This window comes from Ideonella lacteola (assembly GCF_038066555.1).
GTDB classification, from domain to species: domain Bacteria; phylum Pseudomonadota; class Gammaproteobacteria; order Burkholderiales; family Burkholderiaceae_C; genus Ideonella; species Ideonella lacteola.
In genome coordinates this window covers 233,161-252,886 of the sequence record NZ_JBBUTG010000004.1, presented here as the reverse complement: position 1 = coordinate 252,886, position 19,726 = coordinate 233,161, and the positions used below count along the sequence as shown (strand labels likewise).

19 protein-coding genes are annotated in these 19,726 nt (G+C 68.0%); 16 read left to right on the top strand and 3 right to left on the bottom strand.

Annotated elements, in window-relative coordinates; translation table 11 throughout:
* The first annotated feature begins 69 nt into the window (after window positions 1-69).
* The 4 genes from AACH06_RS09130 to AACH06_RS09115 are packed head-to-tail and all read left to right on the top strand — an operon-like array spanning window position 70 to window position 3,165.
* Window positions 70-1,077 (top strand): KpsF/GutQ family sugar-phosphate isomerase, encoded by a 1,008-nt coding sequence (locus tag AACH06_RS09130; protein ID WP_423222005.1) that lies wholly within the window; start codon window positions 70-72, stop codon window positions 1,075-1,077.
* Complete coding sequence (locus tag AACH06_RS09125) at window positions 1,077-1,661, top strand: KdsC family phosphatase (protein WP_341425341.1); 585 nt, start codon at window positions 1,077-1,079, stop codon at window positions 1,659-1,661. Before AACH06_RS09130 ends, AACH06_RS09125 begins: the two co-directional genes overlap by 1 nt.
* Window positions 1,658-2,386: an LPS export ABC transporter periplasmic protein LptC gene (gene lptC, locus AACH06_RS09120; protein ID WP_341425340.1), complete on the top strand. Its 729-nt coding sequence runs from the start codon at window positions 1,658-1,660 to the stop codon at window positions 2,384-2,386. The genes AACH06_RS09125 and lptC overlap by 4 nt, the downstream gene beginning before the upstream one ends.
* Window positions 2,383-3,165: an SDR family oxidoreductase gene (locus AACH06_RS09115; protein WP_341425339.1), complete on the top strand. Its 783-nt coding sequence runs from the start codon at window positions 2,383-2,385 to the stop codon at window positions 3,163-3,165. The genes lptC and AACH06_RS09115 overlap by 4 nt, the downstream gene beginning before the upstream one ends.
* A 231-nt stretch (window positions 3,166-3,396) precedes the next feature.
* Here AACH06_RS09115 and AACH06_RS09110 read toward each other — a convergent pair whose 3' ends face one another.
* Window positions 3,397-3,879: an RNA recognition motif domain-containing protein gene (locus AACH06_RS09110; RefSeq protein WP_341425338.1), complete on the bottom strand. Its 483-nt coding sequence runs from the start codon at window positions 3,877-3,879 to the stop codon at window positions 3,397-3,399.
* A gap of 280 nt (window positions 3,880-4,159) precedes the next feature.
* On the opposite strand from AACH06_RS09110, the gene AACH06_RS09105 reads away from it, so the two are divergent.
* The 9 genes from AACH06_RS09105 to AACH06_RS09065 all read left to right on the top strand — a co-directional run bounded on the left by AACH06_RS09105 (window position 4,160) and on the right by AACH06_RS09065 (window position 14,411).
* Window positions 4,160-4,810 (top strand): MarC family protein, encoded by a 651-nt coding sequence (locus AACH06_RS09105; RefSeq protein WP_341425337.1) that lies wholly within the window; start codon window positions 4,160-4,162, stop codon window positions 4,808-4,810.
* Window positions 4,807-5,523, top strand: coding sequence for a winged helix-turn-helix domain-containing protein (locus AACH06_RS09100; RefSeq protein WP_341425336.1), 717 nt, complete (start codon window positions 4,807-4,809; stop codon window positions 5,521-5,523). The genes AACH06_RS09105 and AACH06_RS09100 overlap by 4 nt, the downstream gene beginning before the upstream one ends.
* A 4-nt stretch (window positions 5,524-5,527) precedes the next feature.
* Window positions 5,528-7,003 carry a two-component system sensor histidine kinase CreC gene (gene creC, locus AACH06_RS09095; protein ID WP_341425335.1) on the top strand — a complete coding sequence of 492 codons (1,476 nt, stop codon included), beginning with the start codon at window positions 5,528-5,530 and terminating at the stop codon, window positions 7,001-7,003.
* Window positions 7,004-7,096: 93 nt separating this feature from the next.
* Window positions 7,097-8,536: a cell envelope integrity protein CreD gene (gene creD / locus AACH06_RS09090; RefSeq protein ID WP_341425334.1), complete on the top strand. Its 1,440-nt coding sequence runs from the start codon at window positions 7,097-7,099 to the stop codon at window positions 8,534-8,536.
* 8 nt (window positions 8,537-8,544) lie between these two features.
* Window positions 8,545-9,039: a hypothetical protein gene (locus AACH06_RS09085; RefSeq protein ID WP_341425333.1), complete on the top strand. Its 495-nt coding sequence runs from the start codon at window positions 8,545-8,547 to the stop codon at window positions 9,037-9,039.
* A gap of 58 nt (window positions 9,040-9,097) precedes the next feature.
* Entirely contained in the window at window positions 9,098-10,768 is a 1,671-nt protein-coding gene (locus tag AACH06_RS09080; RefSeq protein ID WP_341425332.1) for a GMC family oxidoreductase, read from the top strand.
* Between the two features lie 446 nt (window positions 10,769-11,214).
* Complete coding sequence (locus AACH06_RS09075) at window positions 11,215-11,976, top strand: TSUP family transporter (RefSeq protein ID WP_341425331.1); 762 nt, start codon at window positions 11,215-11,217, stop codon at window positions 11,974-11,976.
* Between the two features lie 175 nt (window positions 11,977-12,151).
* The gene (locus AACH06_RS09070) at window positions 12,152-13,852 is read left to right on the top strand and encodes an AMP-binding protein (RefSeq protein ID WP_341425329.1); all 1,701 of its coding nucleotides are present in this window, start codon (window positions 12,152-12,154) and stop codon (window positions 13,850-13,852) included.
* Window positions 13,853-14,096: 244 nt separating this feature from the next.
* Window positions 14,097-14,411, top strand: a complete 315-nt coding sequence (locus tag AACH06_RS09065) for a 4Fe-4S binding protein (protein WP_423222004.1) — start codon at window positions 14,097-14,099, stop codon at window positions 14,409-14,411.
* Between the two features lie 18 nt (window positions 14,412-14,429).
* Here AACH06_RS09065 and AACH06_RS09060 read toward each other — a convergent pair whose 3' ends face one another.
* Together AACH06_RS09060 and AACH06_RS09055 are read right to left on the bottom strand one after the other, a co-directional pair.
* A complete protein-coding gene (locus AACH06_RS09060; protein ID WP_341425328.1) occupies window positions 14,430-16,658 on the bottom strand; it encodes a malate synthase G in 2,229 nt (742 codons plus the stop codon).
* Between the two features lie 38 nt (window positions 16,659-16,696).
* Window positions 16,697-17,383 (bottom strand): haloacid dehalogenase type II, encoded by a 687-nt coding sequence (locus AACH06_RS09055; RefSeq protein ID WP_341425327.1) that lies wholly within the window; start codon window positions 17,381-17,383, stop codon window positions 16,697-16,699.
* Window positions 17,384-17,492: 109 nt separating this feature from the next.
* On the opposite strand from AACH06_RS09055, the gene AACH06_RS09050 reads away from it, so the two are divergent.
* The 3 genes from AACH06_RS09050 (at window position 17,493) to AACH06_RS09040 (ending at window position 19,577) form a co-directional block, all read left to right on the top strand.
* On the top strand, window positions 17,493-18,404 hold the full coding sequence (locus AACH06_RS09050) for a LysR family transcriptional regulator (RefSeq protein ID WP_341425326.1): 912 nt from the start codon (window positions 17,493-17,495) through the stop codon (window positions 18,402-18,404).
* 302 nt (window positions 18,405-18,706) lie between these two features.
* Window positions 18,707-18,985 carry a DUF4148 domain-containing protein gene (locus AACH06_RS09045; RefSeq protein WP_341425325.1) on the top strand — a complete coding sequence of 93 codons (279 nt, stop codon included), beginning with the start codon at window positions 18,707-18,709 and terminating at the stop codon, window positions 18,983-18,985.
* Window positions 18,986-19,133: 148 nt separating this feature from the next.
* The gene (locus AACH06_RS09040; protein ID WP_341425324.1) at window positions 19,134-19,577 is read left to right on the top strand and encodes a DUF4148 domain-containing protein; all 444 of its coding nucleotides are present in this window, start codon (window positions 19,134-19,136) and stop codon (window positions 19,575-19,577) included.
* The last annotated feature ends 149 nt before the right edge of the window (window positions 19,578-19,726 follow it).

Here is a 19,726-nt window from a genome sequence, read left to right as displayed (position 1 = left end):
GCCCAACTGGTCAAGGCCCGGCGGGGCGTGCTGAAGGCGTCGCCGGCGGGCTCCTAGAATCCCCCCATTCTGTACCCTGGCCCTGCCTTGAACACTGCCCCCACGCCATTCGATCCTGCACGCGCCCTGGCTCTGGCGCGCGAAACCTTCTCCATCGAAGCCGCCGCCTTGCAAACGGTGCGCGATCGGCTGGATGACAGCTTCGCCCGGGCGGTGCTGGCCATGTTGGCCACGCGCGGCCGGGTGGTCGTCATGGGCATGGGCAAGAGCGGTCATGTGGGCCGCAAGATCGCGGCCACCTTGGCCTCGACGGGCACGCCGGCGTTCTTTGTGCACCCTGCCGAAGCCAGCCACGGTGACCTCGGCATGGTGACCGCCGGAGATCTGCTGCTGGCCATCTCCAACTCGGGCGAGAGCGATGAGATCAATGCCATCCTCCCCGCCGTGCGCCGCCTGGGTGTGCCCATGGTGGCCATCACCGGCAAGCCGCAGTCGACGCTGGCCCAGCATGCGGAGATCACGCTGTCGTGCGCGGTTGACCAGGAAGCCTGCCCGCTCAACCTCGCCCCGACGGCCAGCACCACCGCACAGATGGCGCTTGGCGATGCGCTCGCGGTGGCCTTGCTGGATGCCCGTGGATTCCGCGAACACGATTTCGCCCGCTCGCATCCCGGAGGTTCGCTGGGCCGCAAGCTGCTGATGCACGTGCACGACCTGATGCGCACCGGTGACGCGCTGCCCTGTGTCGCCCCCGACACGGGCTTCATCGACATGATGCATGTCATGACCGACAAGGGCTTGGGCTTCGCGGTGATCGTCGAAGACCAGAAGCCTGCGGGCATCTTCACCGACGGCGACTTGCGACGCCTGCTGGAGACGGGGGCCGACCTTCGCGCGTTGCGCGCGCGGGAGGTGATGCACACCGGGCCCAAAAGGGTTCGCGCCGAAGCGCTGGCCGTCGATGCGGCCGACCTGATGGAGCAGCACCGCATCACCAGCGTGCTGGTCATCGATGACGAGGGCCGACTGGTGGGTGCGCTCAACACGAACGACTTGCTGCGCGCGAAGGTCATCTGATGGTCGATCGGCTGACTCCAGCGCTTCGCTTTCCCGCTGAGTTGCTGCTGCGGGCCCAGGGCACCGGCCTGGCCATGAAGGCGGCCATCTTCGACGTGGATGGCGTGCTGACCGACGGGCGTCTGTTCATTGGCGAACAGGGTGAGCTGTTCAAGGGCTTCTGCACGCTCGATGGGCACGGGCTCAAGCTGCTCGCCCAGGGTGGCATCGTGCCGATCGTCATCACCGGGCGCGATTCGGCTGCCGTTCGCCGCCGCGTGGCCGACCTGAAACTGCCCCATGCGGTCTATGGGGCGGGCGACAAGCTGGCGGCGGCCGAGCCCCTGCTCGCTTCGCTGGGATTCGACTGGCCGGATGTGGCGGTGATCGGCGACGATTGGCCTGACCTGCCCCTGCTGACGCGCGCCGGCTTTGCATGCGCGCCGGCCAATGCCCATGTGGAGGTCAAAGCGGTGGCCCACCACGTCACGGCGGCCTGCGGCGGTGACGGTGCGGCCCGTGAATTCTGCGACCTGCTGCTGATGGCCGCCGGCCGCTATGCCGACCTGCTCCACGGCCACCTGCGCACCCTGGACGGCGTGTGACCCCTCCGAAGTTGAGCGCCGAGCTGCACCTGCCCGACCTGCCCGAGGTGCCGGTGGCGATCGGTGCGCCGGCCCAGCCGGTGCTGGAGCCCAACGAACGGGTGAGGCGTCAACAGCAGGCCTGGAGCTACCGGCTGCGGCATTTGTTCGGCACGTCGCTGCCGTTGCTGATGATGGCGCTGCTGGCCGGCCTGACATGGTGGCTGGCGCGCGTCTCGCCCGGCCCTGCCGGCGAACGCCCGCCGGCCGCTGAGCGCCAGGACCCGGACTACACCGCCCAGAAGGTCGCGCTGCAGCGCTTCAACCCCGAGGGTCGGCTGGTGGCCCAGATTGAGGGCGAACAGGTGCGCCATTACCCGGCCACCGATGAGCTGGAGGTCGACACCGTGCGGGTCTCGACCACCGGCGCTGACGGCCGACGCACGCTCGCCACGGCGCGGCAGGCCGTCGCCGCGGGCGACAACTCGCGCTACAGCCTGGAAGGCGGCGCCCGGGTGGTGAGCACCGGCGCGGACGGGCATGTGGTGGAGATCGAAGGCGAACACCTGTTGATGCTCGCCAAAGAGCGTCGCGTCCGAGCGGACCGGCCTGTCACCGTGCGCCAAGGCGGCAGCGCCTTGATGGCCGACGGGATGGAGTTTGATGAAGCCACCCAGCAGGTCACCCTGCGTGGTCGAGTGCGCGGGCTGCTGCTGCCCACCGACCTGAAAGCCGCCAAGCCATGACCACTGCACCGCTCGCGTTCATCACCGGCGCATCCAGCGGCATCGGCCAGGCGCTCGCCGCCCGCTATGCCGCAGCGGGCTGGCGCCTGGCGCTGGTGGCGCGCCGCACCGACGTCGTCGAGGCCTGGGCCCGGGCGCAAGGCTGGGCGGCCGACCGCTGGCGCGTCTACGCGGCCGATGTGCAGGTGATCGACAGCATCGTTGCGGCCGGCCAGCATTGCATCGCCGAGCAAGGGTTGCCCGACGTGGTCATCGCCAACGCCGGCATCTCGGTGGGCATGGACACCGCCGAGCGAGACGATCTCGAGGTGTTGCGCGACACGCTCGCCACCAACAACATCGGCTTGGCGGCCACCTTCCACCCCTTCCTCTCGGCGATGCGCGCGAGGCGCTCGGGAAGACTGGTGGGCATCGCCAGCGTCGCGGCCATCCGGGGCCTGCCGGGCCATGGCGCCTACTGCGCCAGCAAGGCGGGCGTGGTGGCTTACTGCGAGAGCCTGCGAGGCGAATGCCGAGGCTCTGGCGTGGACGTGGTCACCCTGCTGCCGGGCTACATCGCCACCCCGCTGACGGCCGGCAACCGGTATCCGATGCCCTTCCTGATGCAACCGGAAGAATTTGCCGACCAAGCGTTTCGGGCGATCGAAGCCGGCACCAGCTACCGGGTGATTCCATGGCAGATGGGCGTGGCCGCCAAGTTGCTTCGGCTGCTGCCCAACCCCCTCTTCGACCGGCTGCTGGCCGGACGTGGCCGCAAGCGCCGCCGCGGAGAAAACTGATTCGCGGGTGCGAATCCACCCCACCTGAACAGCCTTCAGGCGGGTAGTTCCGAATCAGTTGGGCTTTACAGGGACGAGCCCATACTGGCGATTCCATCGTCGCCATAAAACCCGCGTGATACTTCGCGGCAGAAAAACAAAAGGGCGCAGCGGTTGCCCGCTGCGCCCTCCAGTGTTCTTTTGACAGGTCTCTTCGGGCCTGTAGCGCTTCGCTAACGAAGCGCAGGTGGATCAGTAGCCGCCGCCACCGCCGCCGTAGCCGCCGCCACGGTTGCCACCGCGGTTGCCGCCACCGCCGTAGGGGCTGCGACCACCGCCGCCGCCGCCACCACCGTAGCCGCCACCACCACCGCCGCCGCCGTAGCCGCCGCCACCGCCGTAGGGGCTGCGACCACCGCCGCCACCGCCACCGCCGTAGCCGCCCCGGCCACCACCACCGCCGCCACCGAAGCCGCCCGGACGCTCTTCGCGGGGACGCGCTTCATTCACGACGATGGCACGGCCTTCCAGAGGCTGGCCATTCATGCCGTTGATAGCGGCTTGGGCTTCGGCGTCCGAACCCATCTCGACGAAGCCGAAGCCCTTCGAGCGGCCGGTGTCACGGTCCATCATCACCTTGGCGGAGGTGACGGTACCGAATTCGGCGAAAGCCTGTTGCAGGGAGTCGTCACGCACGCTGTAAGCGAGGTTGCCGACATAAAGCTTGTTTCCCATCGGGGAAGCTCCTCAAACACTCAAGAACAAAGACCATGTGGAGCTTCAACCCAGCGTGAACCATCAAGCGAAGGTGCCGCGTCCATACACAGCAAAACTGAGGCGACAAGCTGGTCATCAGGCAAGTCACCCCAAAACCATTATGAGACTATTTCCACGGCAGCGGTAAAGAGCCCAGGCGCAAAGTGTCGCATTTACGCGGCGGGTTTCCGCACAAGTTCCCTCGTGTTTTCCCTGAATCGCCCGAGGTTCTGCCCTCGCAGGCGCCCCACAATCGGGCATGGACCTGCTGAAACCCCTGATCGCCCTGTTGGCCATCGTCAATCCGATCGGTGTCGTGCCTTTCTTTTTGCACTTCACACAGAACTTCTCTCCAGAGCAGCGCCGCCACACGATGCGTGTCAGCGCCACGGCGGCCTTCCTGGTCGTGTCGATCAGTGGCTTGGCCGGGCTCAAGATCATCGAGTTCTTCGGCATCACGATCGCCAGCTTCCAGGTAGGCGGCGGCCTGCTGCTGCTGATGTCGGCCATGCACATGCTCAACGCCCAGCAGCCCGAAAGCCGGCCGGACGATGTGTCGCAGGGGCAGCAGAAGGCGGATGCGGGCTCGTCGATCGCCGTCGTGCCGCTGACGATTCCGCTGCTGACCGGCCCGGCCACCATCTCGACGATGGTCATCTACGCCGAGAAGACCAAGACCTTCTGGCAGCACGCGGTGCTGGTGGGCTACGGCGTGGTCATCGGCCTCGCGGCTTACCTCGCCTTCCTCGCCTCCAACCGCATCGCTCGCGCGCTGGGCCAGACCGGCATCAATGTGATGACGCGGTTGATGGGCCTCATCCTGGCCGCGATGGCGGTCGAGCTGCTGGCCGACGGGCTGGTCAAGCTGTTCCCGGTGCTGGCCTCTCCGTTCGCACCCGTGGCCCCGTGAGCGCGGCCCCACCCCGCATCCTGTTGCTGGAAGACGACCCGGCCATCGCGGCCACGGTGGTCTTCGCATTCCAGCGCGAGGGGTGGCAGGTCGACCATGTGCTGCTCGTGCGTGAGGCCGAGCGGCTGGCGCGCGGCGCCCCGGCGCTGGCGGTACTCGACGTGGGCTTGCCCGACGGCAACGGCCTCGCACTGTGCCGGCAGTGGCGGCAAGGTGCCGAGCCTCGGCTGCGCACCTTGCCCGTGCTGATGCTGACCGCGCAGGGCGAGGAAATCGACCGCGTGCTGGGCCTGGAGGCGGGGGCCGACGACTACGTGGCCAAGCCCTTCAGCCCGCGTGAGCTGGTGGCCCGTGTGCGTGCCCTGCTGCGCCGCTCCGCCTGGTCGCCCGCGGCTTCCCACGCCGCTTTGTTCGACCTCGACGAAGCCGGCCAGCGGGCGTGGCTCTCGGGTCAGCCGCTCGATCTCACGCGGCTTGAGTTCAAGCTGCTTCAGGCGCTGGCGGGCGCCAGCGGCCGCATCAAGAGCCGAGAGACGCTGCTGGACGAGGTCTGGGGGCGTGACTGCGAGGCGAACGATCGCACGGTCGACACCCACATCAAGACGCTGCGCGCCAAGCTGCGCGAACGTCGGCCCGATCTGGATCCCATCGTCACCCACCGGGGCCTGGGCTACTCGCTGGTCTGGCCCGAGGCCGACGCCCCTTCGCGCTGACGCGATGCACCTCGGCCTGCGTCTGTTTTTCGGCTTCCTGGTCATCACCGGCCTGGCGGCCTTCTTTGTGATGCGCGTGTTCGTCGCCGAGGTGAAGCCCAGCGTGCGCGAGGTGATGGAAGACATCCTCGTCGACACCGCCAACCTGCTCGCCGAGGATGCCGCCGCCGACCTGGGCGCCATGCCCGAAGGCGGCGACCTGCGTGGCACGCGCTTTGCGGGGGTCGTGCAGGCCTATGCCAGCCGGCCGGTCGACGCGCAGATCTGGGGCCTGAACAAGCGCCACCTCGACCTGCGCATCTACGTGACCGATGGCCGAGGACGGGTGGTGCTCGATGCCGGCGCCGACCTGCCCTCGGCCGACGGCGCACTCGGCGAAGACTACTCACGTTGGCGCGACGTGGCCCTCACGCTGCGTGGCGAATACGGCGCCCGGGCCACCCGCGAAGTGAAGACCGATGAGCGCAGCTCGGTGATGTACGTGGCCGCGCCAGTGCGTGGCGCGGATGGACGGGTGATGGGCGTGCTGACGGTGGCCAAGGCGCAGTCGACGGTCGCTCCCTTCGTCGACCGCGCCGAACACAAGATCGTCGTGGCCGGGGCTTGGCTGCTGGGCCTGTCGCTGCTGATCGGCGTGGCCGTCACGCTGTGGACGGTGCACGCGGTCCGCCAACTGCGCCGTTACGCCCAGCAGGCTGGTGGTGAACCGACTCCCGGCGCTGCCTTGGTGCTGCCACCCGCCCTGCCGGGGGAACTGGGCGAGCTGGCGCGAGCGATGGGCGCGATGCGCGAGCGACTGGAGGGCCGCGCCCAGCGCGAGCAGTTCGTGCGGGCATTGACCCACGAGCTGAAGGGCCCCCTCGCTGCCATCCGCGGTGCGGCAGAGCTGCTCGAAGACCCCTCGCTCAATGCGGCGGAGCGGCATCGCTTCGCGTCACAGGTGGGTGACCAGACCGAACGCCTTCGCGAGCTGGTGGATCGGCTGCTGGAGCTCTCCAAGCTCGAAAGCGCAGGCCAGCCGGCCCACCGCGAGCCGGTGGCACTGGCTCGCCTGACCGACCGGGTGCTGGCCGACCACCGGGCGGCGCTCGAACAGCGCGGCCTCAGCGTCCGGTGGCTGCAACGTGATGACGACGTCACGGTGCCGGCCGACGCGAACCAGCTCGCCCTGGCCTTGTCGAACCTGCTGGTCAATGCGGTGGATTTCGCGCCGCACGGCTCTACGCTCGAGCTGGACCTGACCCGAACGGCCGAGCGGGTCTGCTGGAGCCTGCGCGACCACGGCCCTGGCGTGCCCGACTACGCCCTGCAACACCTGGGTGAGCGGTTCTATGCCACCGCCCGGCCGGGCAGCGATCGAAAGGGCAGCGGCCTCGGGCTGGCGATCGTGCGTCAGGTGGCGGCGCTGCACCGCGGGGCGCTGGCGATCACCCCTGCACAGCCGGGCCTGCGTGTCGAGCTGACATTGCCGCTGGCCTGACGGGCCACTTCACCTTCACTTCACACACCCCTTCGTCACTTCACCCTCGCGCGAGAACCTCTCGGCTTCGCAGTGGCCTGGAGGGGCAGTTTCATGAGGTTCTCGTTGTGGGGCAAGGCGCTGGCCATCGGCGCCATCGTTGGCGTGTTGACGATGGTGCTCGCCCGAATCGGCTTTCTGGTGGACGAGCGCCGCGGGCGGCAGCAAGAGGCGATCCAGAGCGTCCAGCAGTCGCAAGCCGGTGCCCAGGCGGTGCTCGGGCCGTGGCTGCACCGCCGATGCGTCGAAGAGTGGGAGGTCGAGGTCGGTGAAGGCAAAGAGCGCCGCCTGCAGACCGAGCGCCGCGAGTTTCGGCTGCAGCAGGCACCCCAGTCGCTGACGGTGAAGAGTTTCGCCACCACCGAGCCGCGCTACCGCGGCCTGTTCAAAGTCAACGGCTTTCTCGGCCGCCTCGATATGAGCGCGCAATGGGCGAACCTGGCGTCGCTCGAACCCGAGCGCAGCGTCAAGGGCTCGCGACTGACGTGCGATTCGGTGCAACTGATGGTGGCCGTGGCGGACACGCGCGGCGTGCAGCGCGCCGAGCTCAAGCTCAATGGCCAGGCGCTGGCGGTCAGTGCCGGCACCGAGCATCCGCAGTACCCGCGTGGCCTGCACGCGGCGTTCGACCTGGCCCAGGGCCCGCTGGCGGCCGAGCTGTCGATGGATCTGCGCGGCACCAGCCGGCTGGAGGTGGTGCCCGCCGCGGCCCAGGTCGAGTGGGACCTGCGTTCGGATTGGCAGCACCCGTCGTTTGGTGGCCGCTTCCTGCCCGTGCAGCGCGAGGTCACGCCCGAGGGCTTCCATGCGCTGTGGCGCGTGTCCGAGTTGGCCAGCAGCGCGGCACGCGATGTGTCGAAATCCGGTCTGCTTTGCCCGGCGGATACCGCTGGCGGGGCCGCGATGGGCGGCGGCATGGAGAGTGACGACGCCGCTGCGGATGACAACGGCCTGCCTCGCGCCGCCCGTGATGTGCGCTGTCTCGATACGCTGGCCGTGTCTTTCATCGACCCGATCAATCCGTACGTGCTGGCTGATCGCGCGGTGAAGTACGGTCTGCTGTTCGTCACGCTCACCTTCGTTGCCGTGGCGTTGACCGAGGTGCTGGCCCGCTCGAGGGTGCGGCGCGTGCACCCGGTGCAGTACGCGCTGGTCGGCCTGGCGCTCAGCCTGTTCTTCATGCTCTTGCTGGCCTTGTCAGAACACCTGAAGTTCGAGGTGGCCTACGTGGCTGCCAGCGTGGCTTGCGCCGGGGTGCTGGCGATGTACGGCAGCCACATGCTGGGCGGTTGGCGCGCGGGCTCGGCGTTCGGGGCGGCGCTGGGTGGGCTGTATGGCCTGCTGTATGTGCTGCTCACCCGTGAGCAGACTGCGCTGGTCGTGGGCACACTGGGCCTGTTCGCGCTCGTGGCGGCGGTGATGATGCTGACGCGCCGGGTCGACTGGTACCGGCTGTTCGACGACCTGTCGGCCCCGCGGGCACGGGCAGAGTGAAGACGGTGGTGCGGACAGGCGGTTCGGTCCTGCTCGTCATCGCCGGCTTGGTGGCCGTGCTCTGCATGGCCTACCAGTTCGCCCAGTTCCGGTGGTACCTCGGTGCGCTGCCGGCGCAGATCGAGGTCGATGGTGTGGTCGCGATCGCCGATTCGGGGGGCATCCGCGAGGGCTGCGGAGCGGCGGTGTTCGCGCTGTCCCGGGGCATGCTCGATCGCCTGCAAGACCGAGGCATGGCCGCGTTGATGGACGCACGACAGGGCCGCGCACGCAGCGGCACGCACGGCGCGTTCGGCGCGTGGCAAGAGGCGGCGCCGGCCGGCCGAGGCGGTGCGATGGACCTGCATCTGAGCGGCATGGACTGCGGCGGGCTGGACGAAGCGCTGCAGCAGCGGATCATTACGGCGGTGGCGCAGCCGGGGGCCTACGTCGCCACCGCGCAGGAATCGAGCTTGATCGTGATCCCCTCGCTGCAGATCGTCGTCTTGTCGTTCATCGGTTAGCACGCCGTGGCGCCGGCCGGGGGCGCACCGGGCCCACGGATGCGCCATAGTTCGATCGATGAGCGATACGCCCACCTACGACCACATCGTTGTCGGCGCCGGCACCGCCGGCTGCCTGCTCGCCAACCGGCTGTCGGCCGATCCCAACCGCCGGGTGTTGTTGATCGAGGCGGGTGGCGCCGACGACTACGTGTGGATCCACATCCCGGTGGGCTACCTGTACTGCATCGGCAACCCGCGCACCGATTGGCTGTACCGCACCGATGCCGACCCGGGCCTGAACGGCCGTCAGCTGCGCTACCCGCGGGGCAAGGTGCTGGGCGGTTGTTCCAGCATCAACGGCATGATCTACATGCGCGGCCAGTCGCGCGACTACGACGGCTGGGCCGCCGAGCTGGGCGACCCCGACTGGCGTTGGGAGCAGTGTCTGCCCTACTTCAAGCGCCACGAAGACCATTGGCGCGGTGCCGATGAGATGCACGCCGCCCCGGGCTTCGACCCCCGCGGCCAGCGGGCTGGGGGCGAATGGCGGGTCGAACGGCAGCGCCTGCGCTGGGACGTGCTGGATGCCTTTGCCGCGGCGGCCCAGCAGGCCGGCATTCCCCCCACCCACGACTTCAACCGGGGCAGCAACGAGGGTGTGGGCTACTTCGAGGTCAACCAGCGCTCAGGCATCCGTTGGAACGCGGCCAAGGCCTTTCTGCGGCCCGTGATGCACCGAGACAACCTGCAGGTCTGGACCGGCGCCACGGTGAGCCGCCTGCTGTTTGACAACGCCGCCGACGGCCGCCTGCGCGCCAGCGGCGTCGAGGTCATGCCGGTGGGCGGCGGTGCACCGCTGCAGGCCCGTTGCCGCGGTGAGGTGGTGCTGGCCGCCGGGGCGATCGGCACGCCGCAGATCCTGCAACTGTCGGGCGTCGGCCCGGCCGAGTGGCTGCAGCCACTGGGCATCACGCCGCGCCTGCATCGGCCGGGCGTGGGCGCCAATCTGCAAGACCATCTGCAGATCCGGGCGGTGTTCGCGGTCGACGGCGTGAAGACCCTGAACACGCTCGCGTCGAGCTGGTGGGGCAAGGCCCGCATCGGGCTGGAGTACCTGGCGCGCCGCAGCGGGCCGATGAGCATGGCGCCCTCCCAGCTCGGGGCCTTCACCCGCTCTGACCCTGCCCGGCCGCATGCCAATCTGCAGTACCACGTGCAGCCCCTGTCGCTGGAGGCCTTCGGCGATCCGCTGCACCCCTTCAATGCATTCACCGCCAGCGTCTGCAACCTGAACCCCGAGTCGCGCGGGCGGGTTCGCCTCACGTCGCCAAGGCCCGGCGAGGCGCCCTCGATTCTGGCCAACTACCTCTCCACGCCCGGCGATCGGCAGGTGGCGGCCGAGTCGCTGCGTCTGACGCGTCGCATCGCCTCGATGCCGGCGCTGAGCGCCTACCGCCCGCGCGAGGTCAAGCCAGGCGTCGAGTTCCAGACCGACGACGAACTGGCGCGGCTCGCCGGTGACATCGGCACCACCATCTTCCACCCCGTGGGCACGGCGCGCATGGGGCGGCCGGACGACCCGATGGCGGTGGTCGACTCGCGCCTGAACTTGCTGGGCATCGCCGGCTTGCGCGTGGCCGATGCCAGCGTGATGCCCACCATCACCAGCGGCAACACCAACTCGCCCACGCTGATGATCGCCGAGCGCGCGGCGGCTTGGATGCTCGCCAGGCCGGCGGGGGGCTGAACGGCGGCTCCTCGTCTGCTCCAGTTGGCGGGCGACACACCCGCGCCGGGCAGACCTGGGAAAGCACCGATGGGCGGCGAGTCAATGCACCCGTACAGTGCGCCCACTTTCGGTCGACTGCCCCTTGCGGGTGCATGACTGAAGGGGGTCCGAGGAGACAAGTCCGGGCCAACAAACACAACTCGTCGAGAGGCCCCGCGCGTCGGGCACCCCAACAGGTGCTGCGGCCGTGAGAGTGACCATGTGAGAATGCAAGGGCGCCAGTGCAGACTGGCGCCCTTTGCTTTTGGCGGCCCCCATGCCCCTCCGAGGGGCCCGACCACCGGGCGCAGGCGCCGCACCGGCGACGCCATCTCCCCAGCCCGGCGGTGGGGCCTTCCACGTTACGCGCCACACCTCCTTGCGCACTGGTTCCACGGTGCGATTCGTCTGCTCGTCACCGATCGATGACCGACCTGATTGTTGTTGCCATTGCGTCCCTGTTCGCGGGCCTCATCGACGCCATCGTCGGTGGCGGCGGGCTGATCCTGGTGCCCGCCTTGTTCGCCACCTACCCCGGGGCGGTTCCGGCCACGCTGCTGGGCACCAACAAGGGTGGCGCCATCTGGGGCACCGCCTGGGCCGCGGTGCAGTTCACCCGCAGGGTTTCGCTGCGACCGCAGACGATGGCGCCGGCGATGCTGGCCGCCTTGCTGGGCAGTTTCGCCGGGGCCTGGGCCGTGACCGAGGTCGATGCCAGCCTGATGCGACGGGCGCTGCCGCTCGTGCTGCTGTGCATCCTGGCCTACACCCTCGCCCGCAAAGACCTGGGGCGTCACCACGCGCCGCGGTTCGCCGCCGGCCGCGAGGCGGCGGCGGCGTCCGGCATCGGGTTGACGATCGGGTTCTACGACGGGTTCTTCGGGCCGGGCACTGGCAGCTTCTTCGTGTTCCTCTTCGTGCGGGTGCTGGGCTTCGACTTCCTGCATGCCTCGGCGTCGGCCAAGCTGATGAACACCGCCACCAACCTGGCCGCCCTGGTGCTGTTCACCTGGAAGGGGCATGTGTGGTGGCAGGTCGCCGCGGTGCTGGCGGTGGCCAACGTCGCCGGCAGCCTGATCGGTACCCGTCTTGCGCTCAAGCACGGTGCGGGTTTCGTGCGCGGCGTCTTCATCGTGGTGGTGGGCGCCCTGATCTTGAAGACCGGCTACGACGCCTTCCTGCGCTGACGGGGGTGTCGGCCACGGCCCGCTGCCGTGTGGGCCGCAGTGGGCAGGAGGGAGCGGCGGGCCGCCGGTGGCGGCGTGCTTGAGACATCTGTCGGGGTTGGTGAGGGTTCACGCCGATGCCCGGCCGCGGGCGGGCTGGCTACCCTTTCCCGCCAAGCTCACTTCTGCCCCGCCCATGACCGCCAACGACTCCAACTTCGGCCTGCCGATACCTGCCTCTGCCTTGGCGCTGCAAAGGCTGTATCACTGGGAGCGCACGGCCCCGAGCCGCATCGCCTTCACCCAGCCCATGGGCGGCGGCGTGGTGAAGGACATGACCTGGAAAGAGGTGATGGACCAGGCTCGCCGCCTGGCCGGGCACCTGCAGGCGCAGGGCTTTGCGCCGGGCGCGAAGATCGCGATGTTGTCGAAGAACACCGCCTGGTGGTTGATCTGCGACTACGCGATCTGGATGGCCGGCTACGTGTCGGTGCCGCTCTACCCGACGCTGGCTGCCGAGACGATTCGGCAAATCCTCGAGCACAGCGAGGCCAAGTTGCTGTTCGTCGGCAAGTTGGATGGGTTCGAGGGCATGAAGCCCGGCATCCCGGCCGGCCTGCCCTGCATTGCGACGCCGCTGGCGCCGCCGAACAGCTACGCGAAGTGGGACGACGTCATCGCCAAGGCAAAGCCGCTGCAGGGCGAACCGGTTCGGCCGGCCGATGAGCTGTCGACGATCATGTACACCTCGGGCACCACGGGGATGCCCAAGGGGGTGATGCACAGCTTCGGTACCTTCGCCTGGTCGGTGCTGTCCGGCTTGGAGCGGGTTCAGAAGGTGGACCAGAACACCCGCATGCTGAGCTACCTGCCGCTGTCGCACGTGGCCGAGCGCACGTTGGTTGAACACGGCCAACTGGCCACCGGCATGCGCGTGTACTTCGCCGAAAGCCTCGAAACCTTTGCCGCCGACCTGCAGCGCGCCCGGCCTACGGTGTTCTTCTCGGTGCCCCGGCTGTGGGTCAAGTTCCAGCAGGGGGTGCACGCGAAGATGCCGCCCGCCAAGCTGCAGCGCCTGCTGAAGATTCCCATCCTCGGCGGCATCGTCCGCCGCAAGGTGCTGACGGCGCTGGGGTTGGACCAATGCGAGTTCGCGGCTGGCGGTGCCGCGCCGATGCCGCCGGACTTGCTGCGCTGGTACGAGCGCCTGGGCCTGCCGATCGTCGAGGTCTATGGCATGACCGAGAACTGCGGCATCAGCCACGCCACCATGCCGGGCATTCCTCGGCCGGGCACGGTGGGCCAACCGTACAAGGGCATTCAGAGCCGGATCGACCCCGCCAACGGCGAGATCCAGATGAAGAGCCCTGGCCTGATGCTGGGCTACTTCAAGGAGCCCGATCTCACCCGCGACGCGTTGACGGCCGATGGTTGGCTGCACACCGGCGACAAGGGCCAGCTCGACGGCGAAGGCAACCTGCGCATCACCGGCCGGGTGAAAGACCTGTTCAAGACGAGCAAGGGCAAGTACGTGGCGCCCGCGCCCATCGAGGACAAGCTCGTCATGCATGCGTCGGTCGAGGCCTGCTGCGTGACAGGCGCCAACCTGGGCCAGCCGCTGGGCATCGTGATGTTGAACGCCGATGCGGTGAAGGCCGCCAGCAATGGCGCAAAGGCGGACATTGAGAGCTCGCTGGCCGCGCATTTGAAGGCGATCAACGAGGGCTTGGATCCGCACGAGCAACTGGATTGCCTGGTGGTCGTCGTCGAGCCGTGGACGGTCGACAACGGCGTCATCACCCCGACCTTCAAGGTCAAGCGCAACCGCATCGAAGAGCTCTACGCCGCCAGCTACGAGCGCTGGGTGGGCAGCCGCAAGCCCGTGCTCTGGGCTTGACCGCTGGAGGGGATCAAGCCCTCGGGGCGGAATGTGGCGCTCCCCCTTCAGCAGGGAGGTTCCAGCAAGATGAACCGGCCCGCTGGAGGCGGCTGAATACTTCTCGCTGTAGAAAGCGATACACGCTGATACGGCGCTGAAAAGCGCCGTGGGGGTCGCGCCGGCACGATCGCCGCTCCAACGGAAGGAGCGCTGCGTGAGTCGAGCCGAACAACGAAGAGAGCGAAGAACCAACCCGGACAAGGTGCGCCGCGCGGCGGCCAGCCCGCGCCGCACCGGCCTGGCCTGCAAGGCGCAGCCGGGCGACTTTGTGCCCGTGGTCGACCGCCGCCGCTGCGAGGGCAAGGGCGACTGCGTCGACGTCTGCCCCTACAACGTTTTCGAGGTTCGCACCATCGACGCCGCAGAGCACCAGGCCCTGCCCTGGCTGGCCCGCGTCAAGCTGCGCGTGCATGGCATGCAGACCGCCTACACGCCCGGTGCCGACAGTTGTCTGGCGTGTGGGCTGTGTGTGGCCGCCTGTCCCGAGCGGGCGATCACACTGGTCGAGACCACGTGATCACCCGCTCGGCGCGCTTCAAGCCGAGGCCTTGACCTTCAGACGCCAGGCGTGCAGCAGCGGCTCGGTGTAGCCGCTGGGCTGCTCGACGCCCTTGAACACCAGATCGCAGGCCGCCTGGAAGGCCAGGCTCTCATCGAAACGGCCGGCCATCGGCCGATAGGCCGGGTCGCCCGCGTTCTGCTGGTCCACCACCTTGGCCATGCGCTTGAGCGTGTTGCGCACCTGCGCCTTGCTGACCACCCCGTGCAGCAGCCAGTTGGCCATGTGCTGGCTGGAGATGCGCAAGGTGGCGCGGTCTTCCATCAGGCCCACGTTGTGGATGTCGGGCACCTTGGAACAGCCCACGCCCTGGTCGACCCAACGCACCACGTAGCCCAGGATGCCCTGGGCGTTGTTGTCCAGTTCCTGCTGCAGCTCGGCGTCGCTCCACTGCGGCGCAGCCACCACCGGGATGCTGAGCAGGCCGTGCAGGATCTCTTCGCGCTGCTCTTCCCGGCGCGACTTCTTGTCGCCCTTCTCGATGTCCTTCTGCACCGCCGCCACATCGACCTGGTGGTAGTGCAAGGCGTGCAGCGTCGCTGCCGTCGGGCTGGGCACCCAGGCGGTGTTGGCCCCAGCCCGCGGATGGCCGATCTTCTGCTGCAGCATCGCCGCCATCAGGTCGGGCATGGCCCACATGCCCTTGCCGATCTGCGCACGGCCGCGCAACCCACACTGCAGGCCCACCAGCACGTTGTTGCGCTCGTAGGCCTGGATCCAGGCGCTGGTTTTCATGTCGCCCTTGCGCATCATCGGGCCCGCCTGCATGGCGGTGTGCATCTCGTCGCCCGTGCGGTCGAGGAAGCCGGTATTGATGAACGCGACGCGTGACTTGGCCGCGGCGATGCAGGCCTTGAGATTCACCGAGGTGCGGCGCTCCTCGTCCATGATGCCGAGCTTGACCGTGTGTTTGGGCAGGCCCAGCAGCTTCTCCACCCGGCCGAACAGCTCGTCGGCAAACGCCACTTCTGCCGGACCGTGCATCTTCGGCTTGACGATGTAGACGCTGCCGGTACGAGAGTTGCGCACCGGGCGGCCATCGGGCAGCTGGCCGTGACCTTGCAGGTCGTGCAGCGCGATCGTGGTGGTGATCACCGCGTCCATGATGCCCTCGGGGATCTCGCGGCCCTCGGCGCCCCAGAGGATGGCCGGGTTGGTCATCAAGTGGCCGACATTGCGCACGAATAGCAGCGAGCGACCGTGCAGCGTGACAGTGCCGCCCTTCGGGCTGGTGTAGACGCGGTCGGCGTTCAGCCCGCGCGTCATCGTCTGGCCCCCTTTGACGAAAGTCTCGGTCAGTGAGCCCTTCAGGATGCCCAGCCAGTTGCCGTAGGCCTGCACCTTGTCGGCCGCATCCACGACGGCCACCGAGTCTTCCAGATCGAGGATGGTCGACAGCGCCGACTCGATCACCAGGTCGCTCACCCCGGCGGGGTCGGCGGCGCCGATGGCGGTGGAGCGGTCGATCCGGATGTCCAGGTGCAGACCGTGATGCTGCAGCAGCACGCCCGAGGGCGCTGCGGCATCGCCCTGGTAGCCCACGAACTGTTTGGCCTTTTTCAACGCCGTGGTGGTGCCATCTTTCCAGGTGACGACCAGCGCCCCGTCACGGACCGCGTAGCCGGTTGAATCCACATGGGAACCCTTGGCCAAAGGTGCGGTGCGGTCGAGCACGTGGCGGGCATATTCAATGACCTTGGCCCCGCGCACCGGGTTGTAGCCCGGGCCCTTCTGGGCTCCATCGGTCTCGGGCAGGGCATCGGTGCCGTACAGGGCGTCGTAGAGCGAGCCCCAACGTGCATTCGCGGCGTTCAGCGCATAGCGGGCGTTGGTGATCGGTACCACCAGCTGCGGCCCGGCCTGCGTGGCCAGTTCGGCGTCGACATTCTTCGTCTTGACCTTCACATCGCCCGGGTCCGCGACGAGGTAGCCGATCTTCTCCAGGTGCTTGCGGTAGGCCTTCTGCTTGGCCTTTTTGTCCAAGGGGCCGGGTTGGGCGCGGTGCCAGTCGTCCATCGCGGCCTGCAGGCGGTCCCGTTCGGCGAGCAGCGCGGCGTTTTTTGGCGCCAGCTCGTGCACGATGCGGTCAAAGCCTGCCCAGAAATCGCCAGCATCGATGCCGGTGCCCGGCAACACCTGCTCGTCGACGAAGGCCTTCAACTCGGTGGCGACTTGCAGGCCGTGGATAGGGGTGCGGAGGGTCATCGTGGGTGCCTCGTGGAGTCGTGGATCAGCAAGGTGGTTCAGGAGGGGAAAAATTCGAGCACGTCGTGCAGGCTGCGGCCGGTGCGGGTCGGCTCGACGCCAAGGCGTTCGAGCGGGCCGCCGGCCCGGTTGACCCACAGCGTCGTGAAGCCGAACCAAGTGGCGCCTATCGCGTCCCAGCCATTGCTGGAGACGAACAGGACGTCCTTGGCCGGCAGGTTCAAGGCCGCCGTTCCGACGGCGTAGGCGGCCGGGTCTGTCTTGAACCGTTGGGTGGCGTGCACGCTGAGCACCAGGTCCAGCCGGTCGCTGAGGCCCGCGCTCTTGACCGCCAACGCCAGCATCTCGGGGTCGCCATTGGAGAGGATGCCGGTGCGGACGCCGCGCCGCTTCAGCTCGTCCAGCACCGCGTGGTTTTCGGGAAATGCCGAGAGGTGGCGGTACTCGTTGAGCAACCGTTGTTCGGCTTCCGCGCTCAGCGTCAGGCGGAGTTGCTCGGCACTGAACTGCAGGGCCGAGCGGGTCAGCTCCCAGAACGGCTGGTAGCGGCCGCTCATCGAGCACAGCCGGGTGTAGTCGATCTGCTTGTCGCGCCACCGTTGGGCCAGACGCTCGCCGGCGCCCGGAAACAGCTGTTCGGCGGCCAGCGCCACGCTGTAAACGTCGAACAGCGTTCCGTAGGCATCGAACAGCACGGCGCGGGGCGTGGGCACGGCTTTGTCCATGGATGAACAATTTATTCGATACCTCAGGGTGCATTGCCGACGCAAATGGCGATGCATTCATGACTAAAACGCAAAAGCGAGTTCGGCAGCTCGTAGGATCACGGGTGTCATGGACCGGCTCAAGCAGATCGAAACCTTTGTCGCGGTGGCCGCGCGCGGTAGCCTGACCGCGGCGGCCCATGCTGAAGGGGTGGCCCCGGCGGTGATCGGTCGACGCATGGACGCGCTCGAAGAGCGCCTGGGCGTCAAGCTGCTGCAGCGCACGACCCGCCGCATCAGCCTGACCCACGAGGGCAGTGCCTTCTTGGAAAACTGCCAGCGGCTGATCCAGGAGTTCAACGCCGCCGAGGCCAGCGTGTCGGCAGGTGGTGTGAAAGCCAGTGGTCACTTGCGGGTGACCGGGCCGGCGGGGTTCGGACGCCGGCATCTCGCCCCCCTGGTGCCGGCGTTCCTGGCGCGCCACCCCGAGGTCAGCCTCTCGTTGAACCTGTCCGACCGAGTGGTGGACCTGGTCAACGAGAGCTACGACTGTGCGGTGCGGGTGGGTGACCTCCCCGATTCCAGCCTGGTGAGTGTGCGGTTGGCCGACAACCGGCGCCTGTGCGTGGCGGCGCCCGCCTACCTGCAACGCGCGGGCGTGCCGCGCCACCCGAGCGAGCTGTCGCGTCACCATTGCCTCACCTTGAGCTCCGAGGCCAGCCAAACCCGAGGCTGGGCGTTCCTGATCGACGGCGCGGTGACGCATTTGCGGCCCACCGGCCGGCTCGATTGCAGCGACGGCCAGGTGCTGCACGAGTGGTGTCGCGAAGGCTTGGGCGTCGCCTGGCGCTCCACCTGGGAGGTGCAGGCCGACATTTCCGCCGGGCGGCTGGTGAGCGTGCTGGACGACTTCGCCGCTCCACCCAACGGCATCTACGCCGTTTTTCCGAGCGCTCGCCATCTGCCCCTGCGGGTTCGCCTGTGGATCGATTTCCTCAAGCACAGCTACGGCGACCCGTCGTACTGGGGTCGATCCACCTGATCTGCCCGCGGACCCGTCCGTCGCCCTGTCAGGGTGACCCGCCCCCCTCGCCTCACTCGGGGAAACCCTGATCGCCTAGCACAGCATCAGGGCAAACCCGCGCCTTTATTGTTCGCGATTCGTCAATACGCAATAGACGTGAAGGCGATTTATTGCCTGGGCAGCAATCTCTACAGTTGCATCCATCGATGAGCCGCAACCGTATAACGACTCACCGAGGCTGGACAAGACGGAGCACGACAGTAGGTGCTCACCGCCATGCCCGGACAAGTTTTTAACGTTTCACTCAAAGGATGACCACCATGTTCGCCAAGCAAGCCCAACTCGCCATCGCTGCCCTCGCCTTCGTCGCCGCCGGCAGCGCCTTCGCCGCTGAGCCGCAACGCAACGTGTTCGACACCGAAACCGATCTGCGCGCCCCGGCCGCCGAGACCAAGCTGACCCGCGAACAAGTGCGCGCCGAATTCCTGGCCGCCCGTGCCAGCGGCGAACTCAACGTGTTCGACACCGAGACCGTGGCCTACGTCAAGCCGGTGGCCCGCCAAGAGCAAACCCGCCTGGCCAAGGCTGCCAGCAAGTGATGTTTCGCGGGGCGGCCGACGTACCCCACGCCGCCCTGCTGCACCGCACAAAAAAACGATACACGCCGATACCCTGCTGAAAGGACGCGCCAAGAGCGCCCGCGCAGCATCGAGCCCTGTCTCACCAAGACTCTGAAAGGACACCACCATGTTTGCCAAGCCCGCCCAGATCGCTGTTGCTGCCATCGCCCTGTCGCTTGCCGGCGGCGCGTTCGCCCAGTCGGCCTCGCGCAATGTGTTCGACACCGAAACCGACCTGCGCATGCCCGCCGCCGCGTCGGCGAACGGCCTGACCCGCGAGCAGGTCCAAGCCGAGTACATCGCCAAGCGCGACGCCCAGGGCATCTCCGAATTCAACCCGCATGCCTGGTACTTCGCCCAGAACACCAACACGGCGCCGGCGCTGATGGCGCTGTTCTCGAAGCAGAAGTCCCAGTCGGCGTCTGCCGGCGGCTTGACCCGCGAGGAAGTGCGCGCCGAGGTGCTGGCGGCTCGCGCCAATGGCCAGATGAACCCGTTCGACACGGAGACGGATCTGCGCGTGCCGGCGAATGTGCGCCAGCCGGCCCCGACGGCGCTGGCTCAGCGCTGATTCGTCGGCGCTCCTCGGTGGCGGTCGGCGCGATGCCGGCCGCGCCAAAGCAAAAAGGGCGGGGAAATTCCCCGCCCTTTCGCATTCCCCAACCCCTCTACAAATCGCCTCGCCACTGTAGTGAGGACGGTCGCTGCTGCCACCCATAA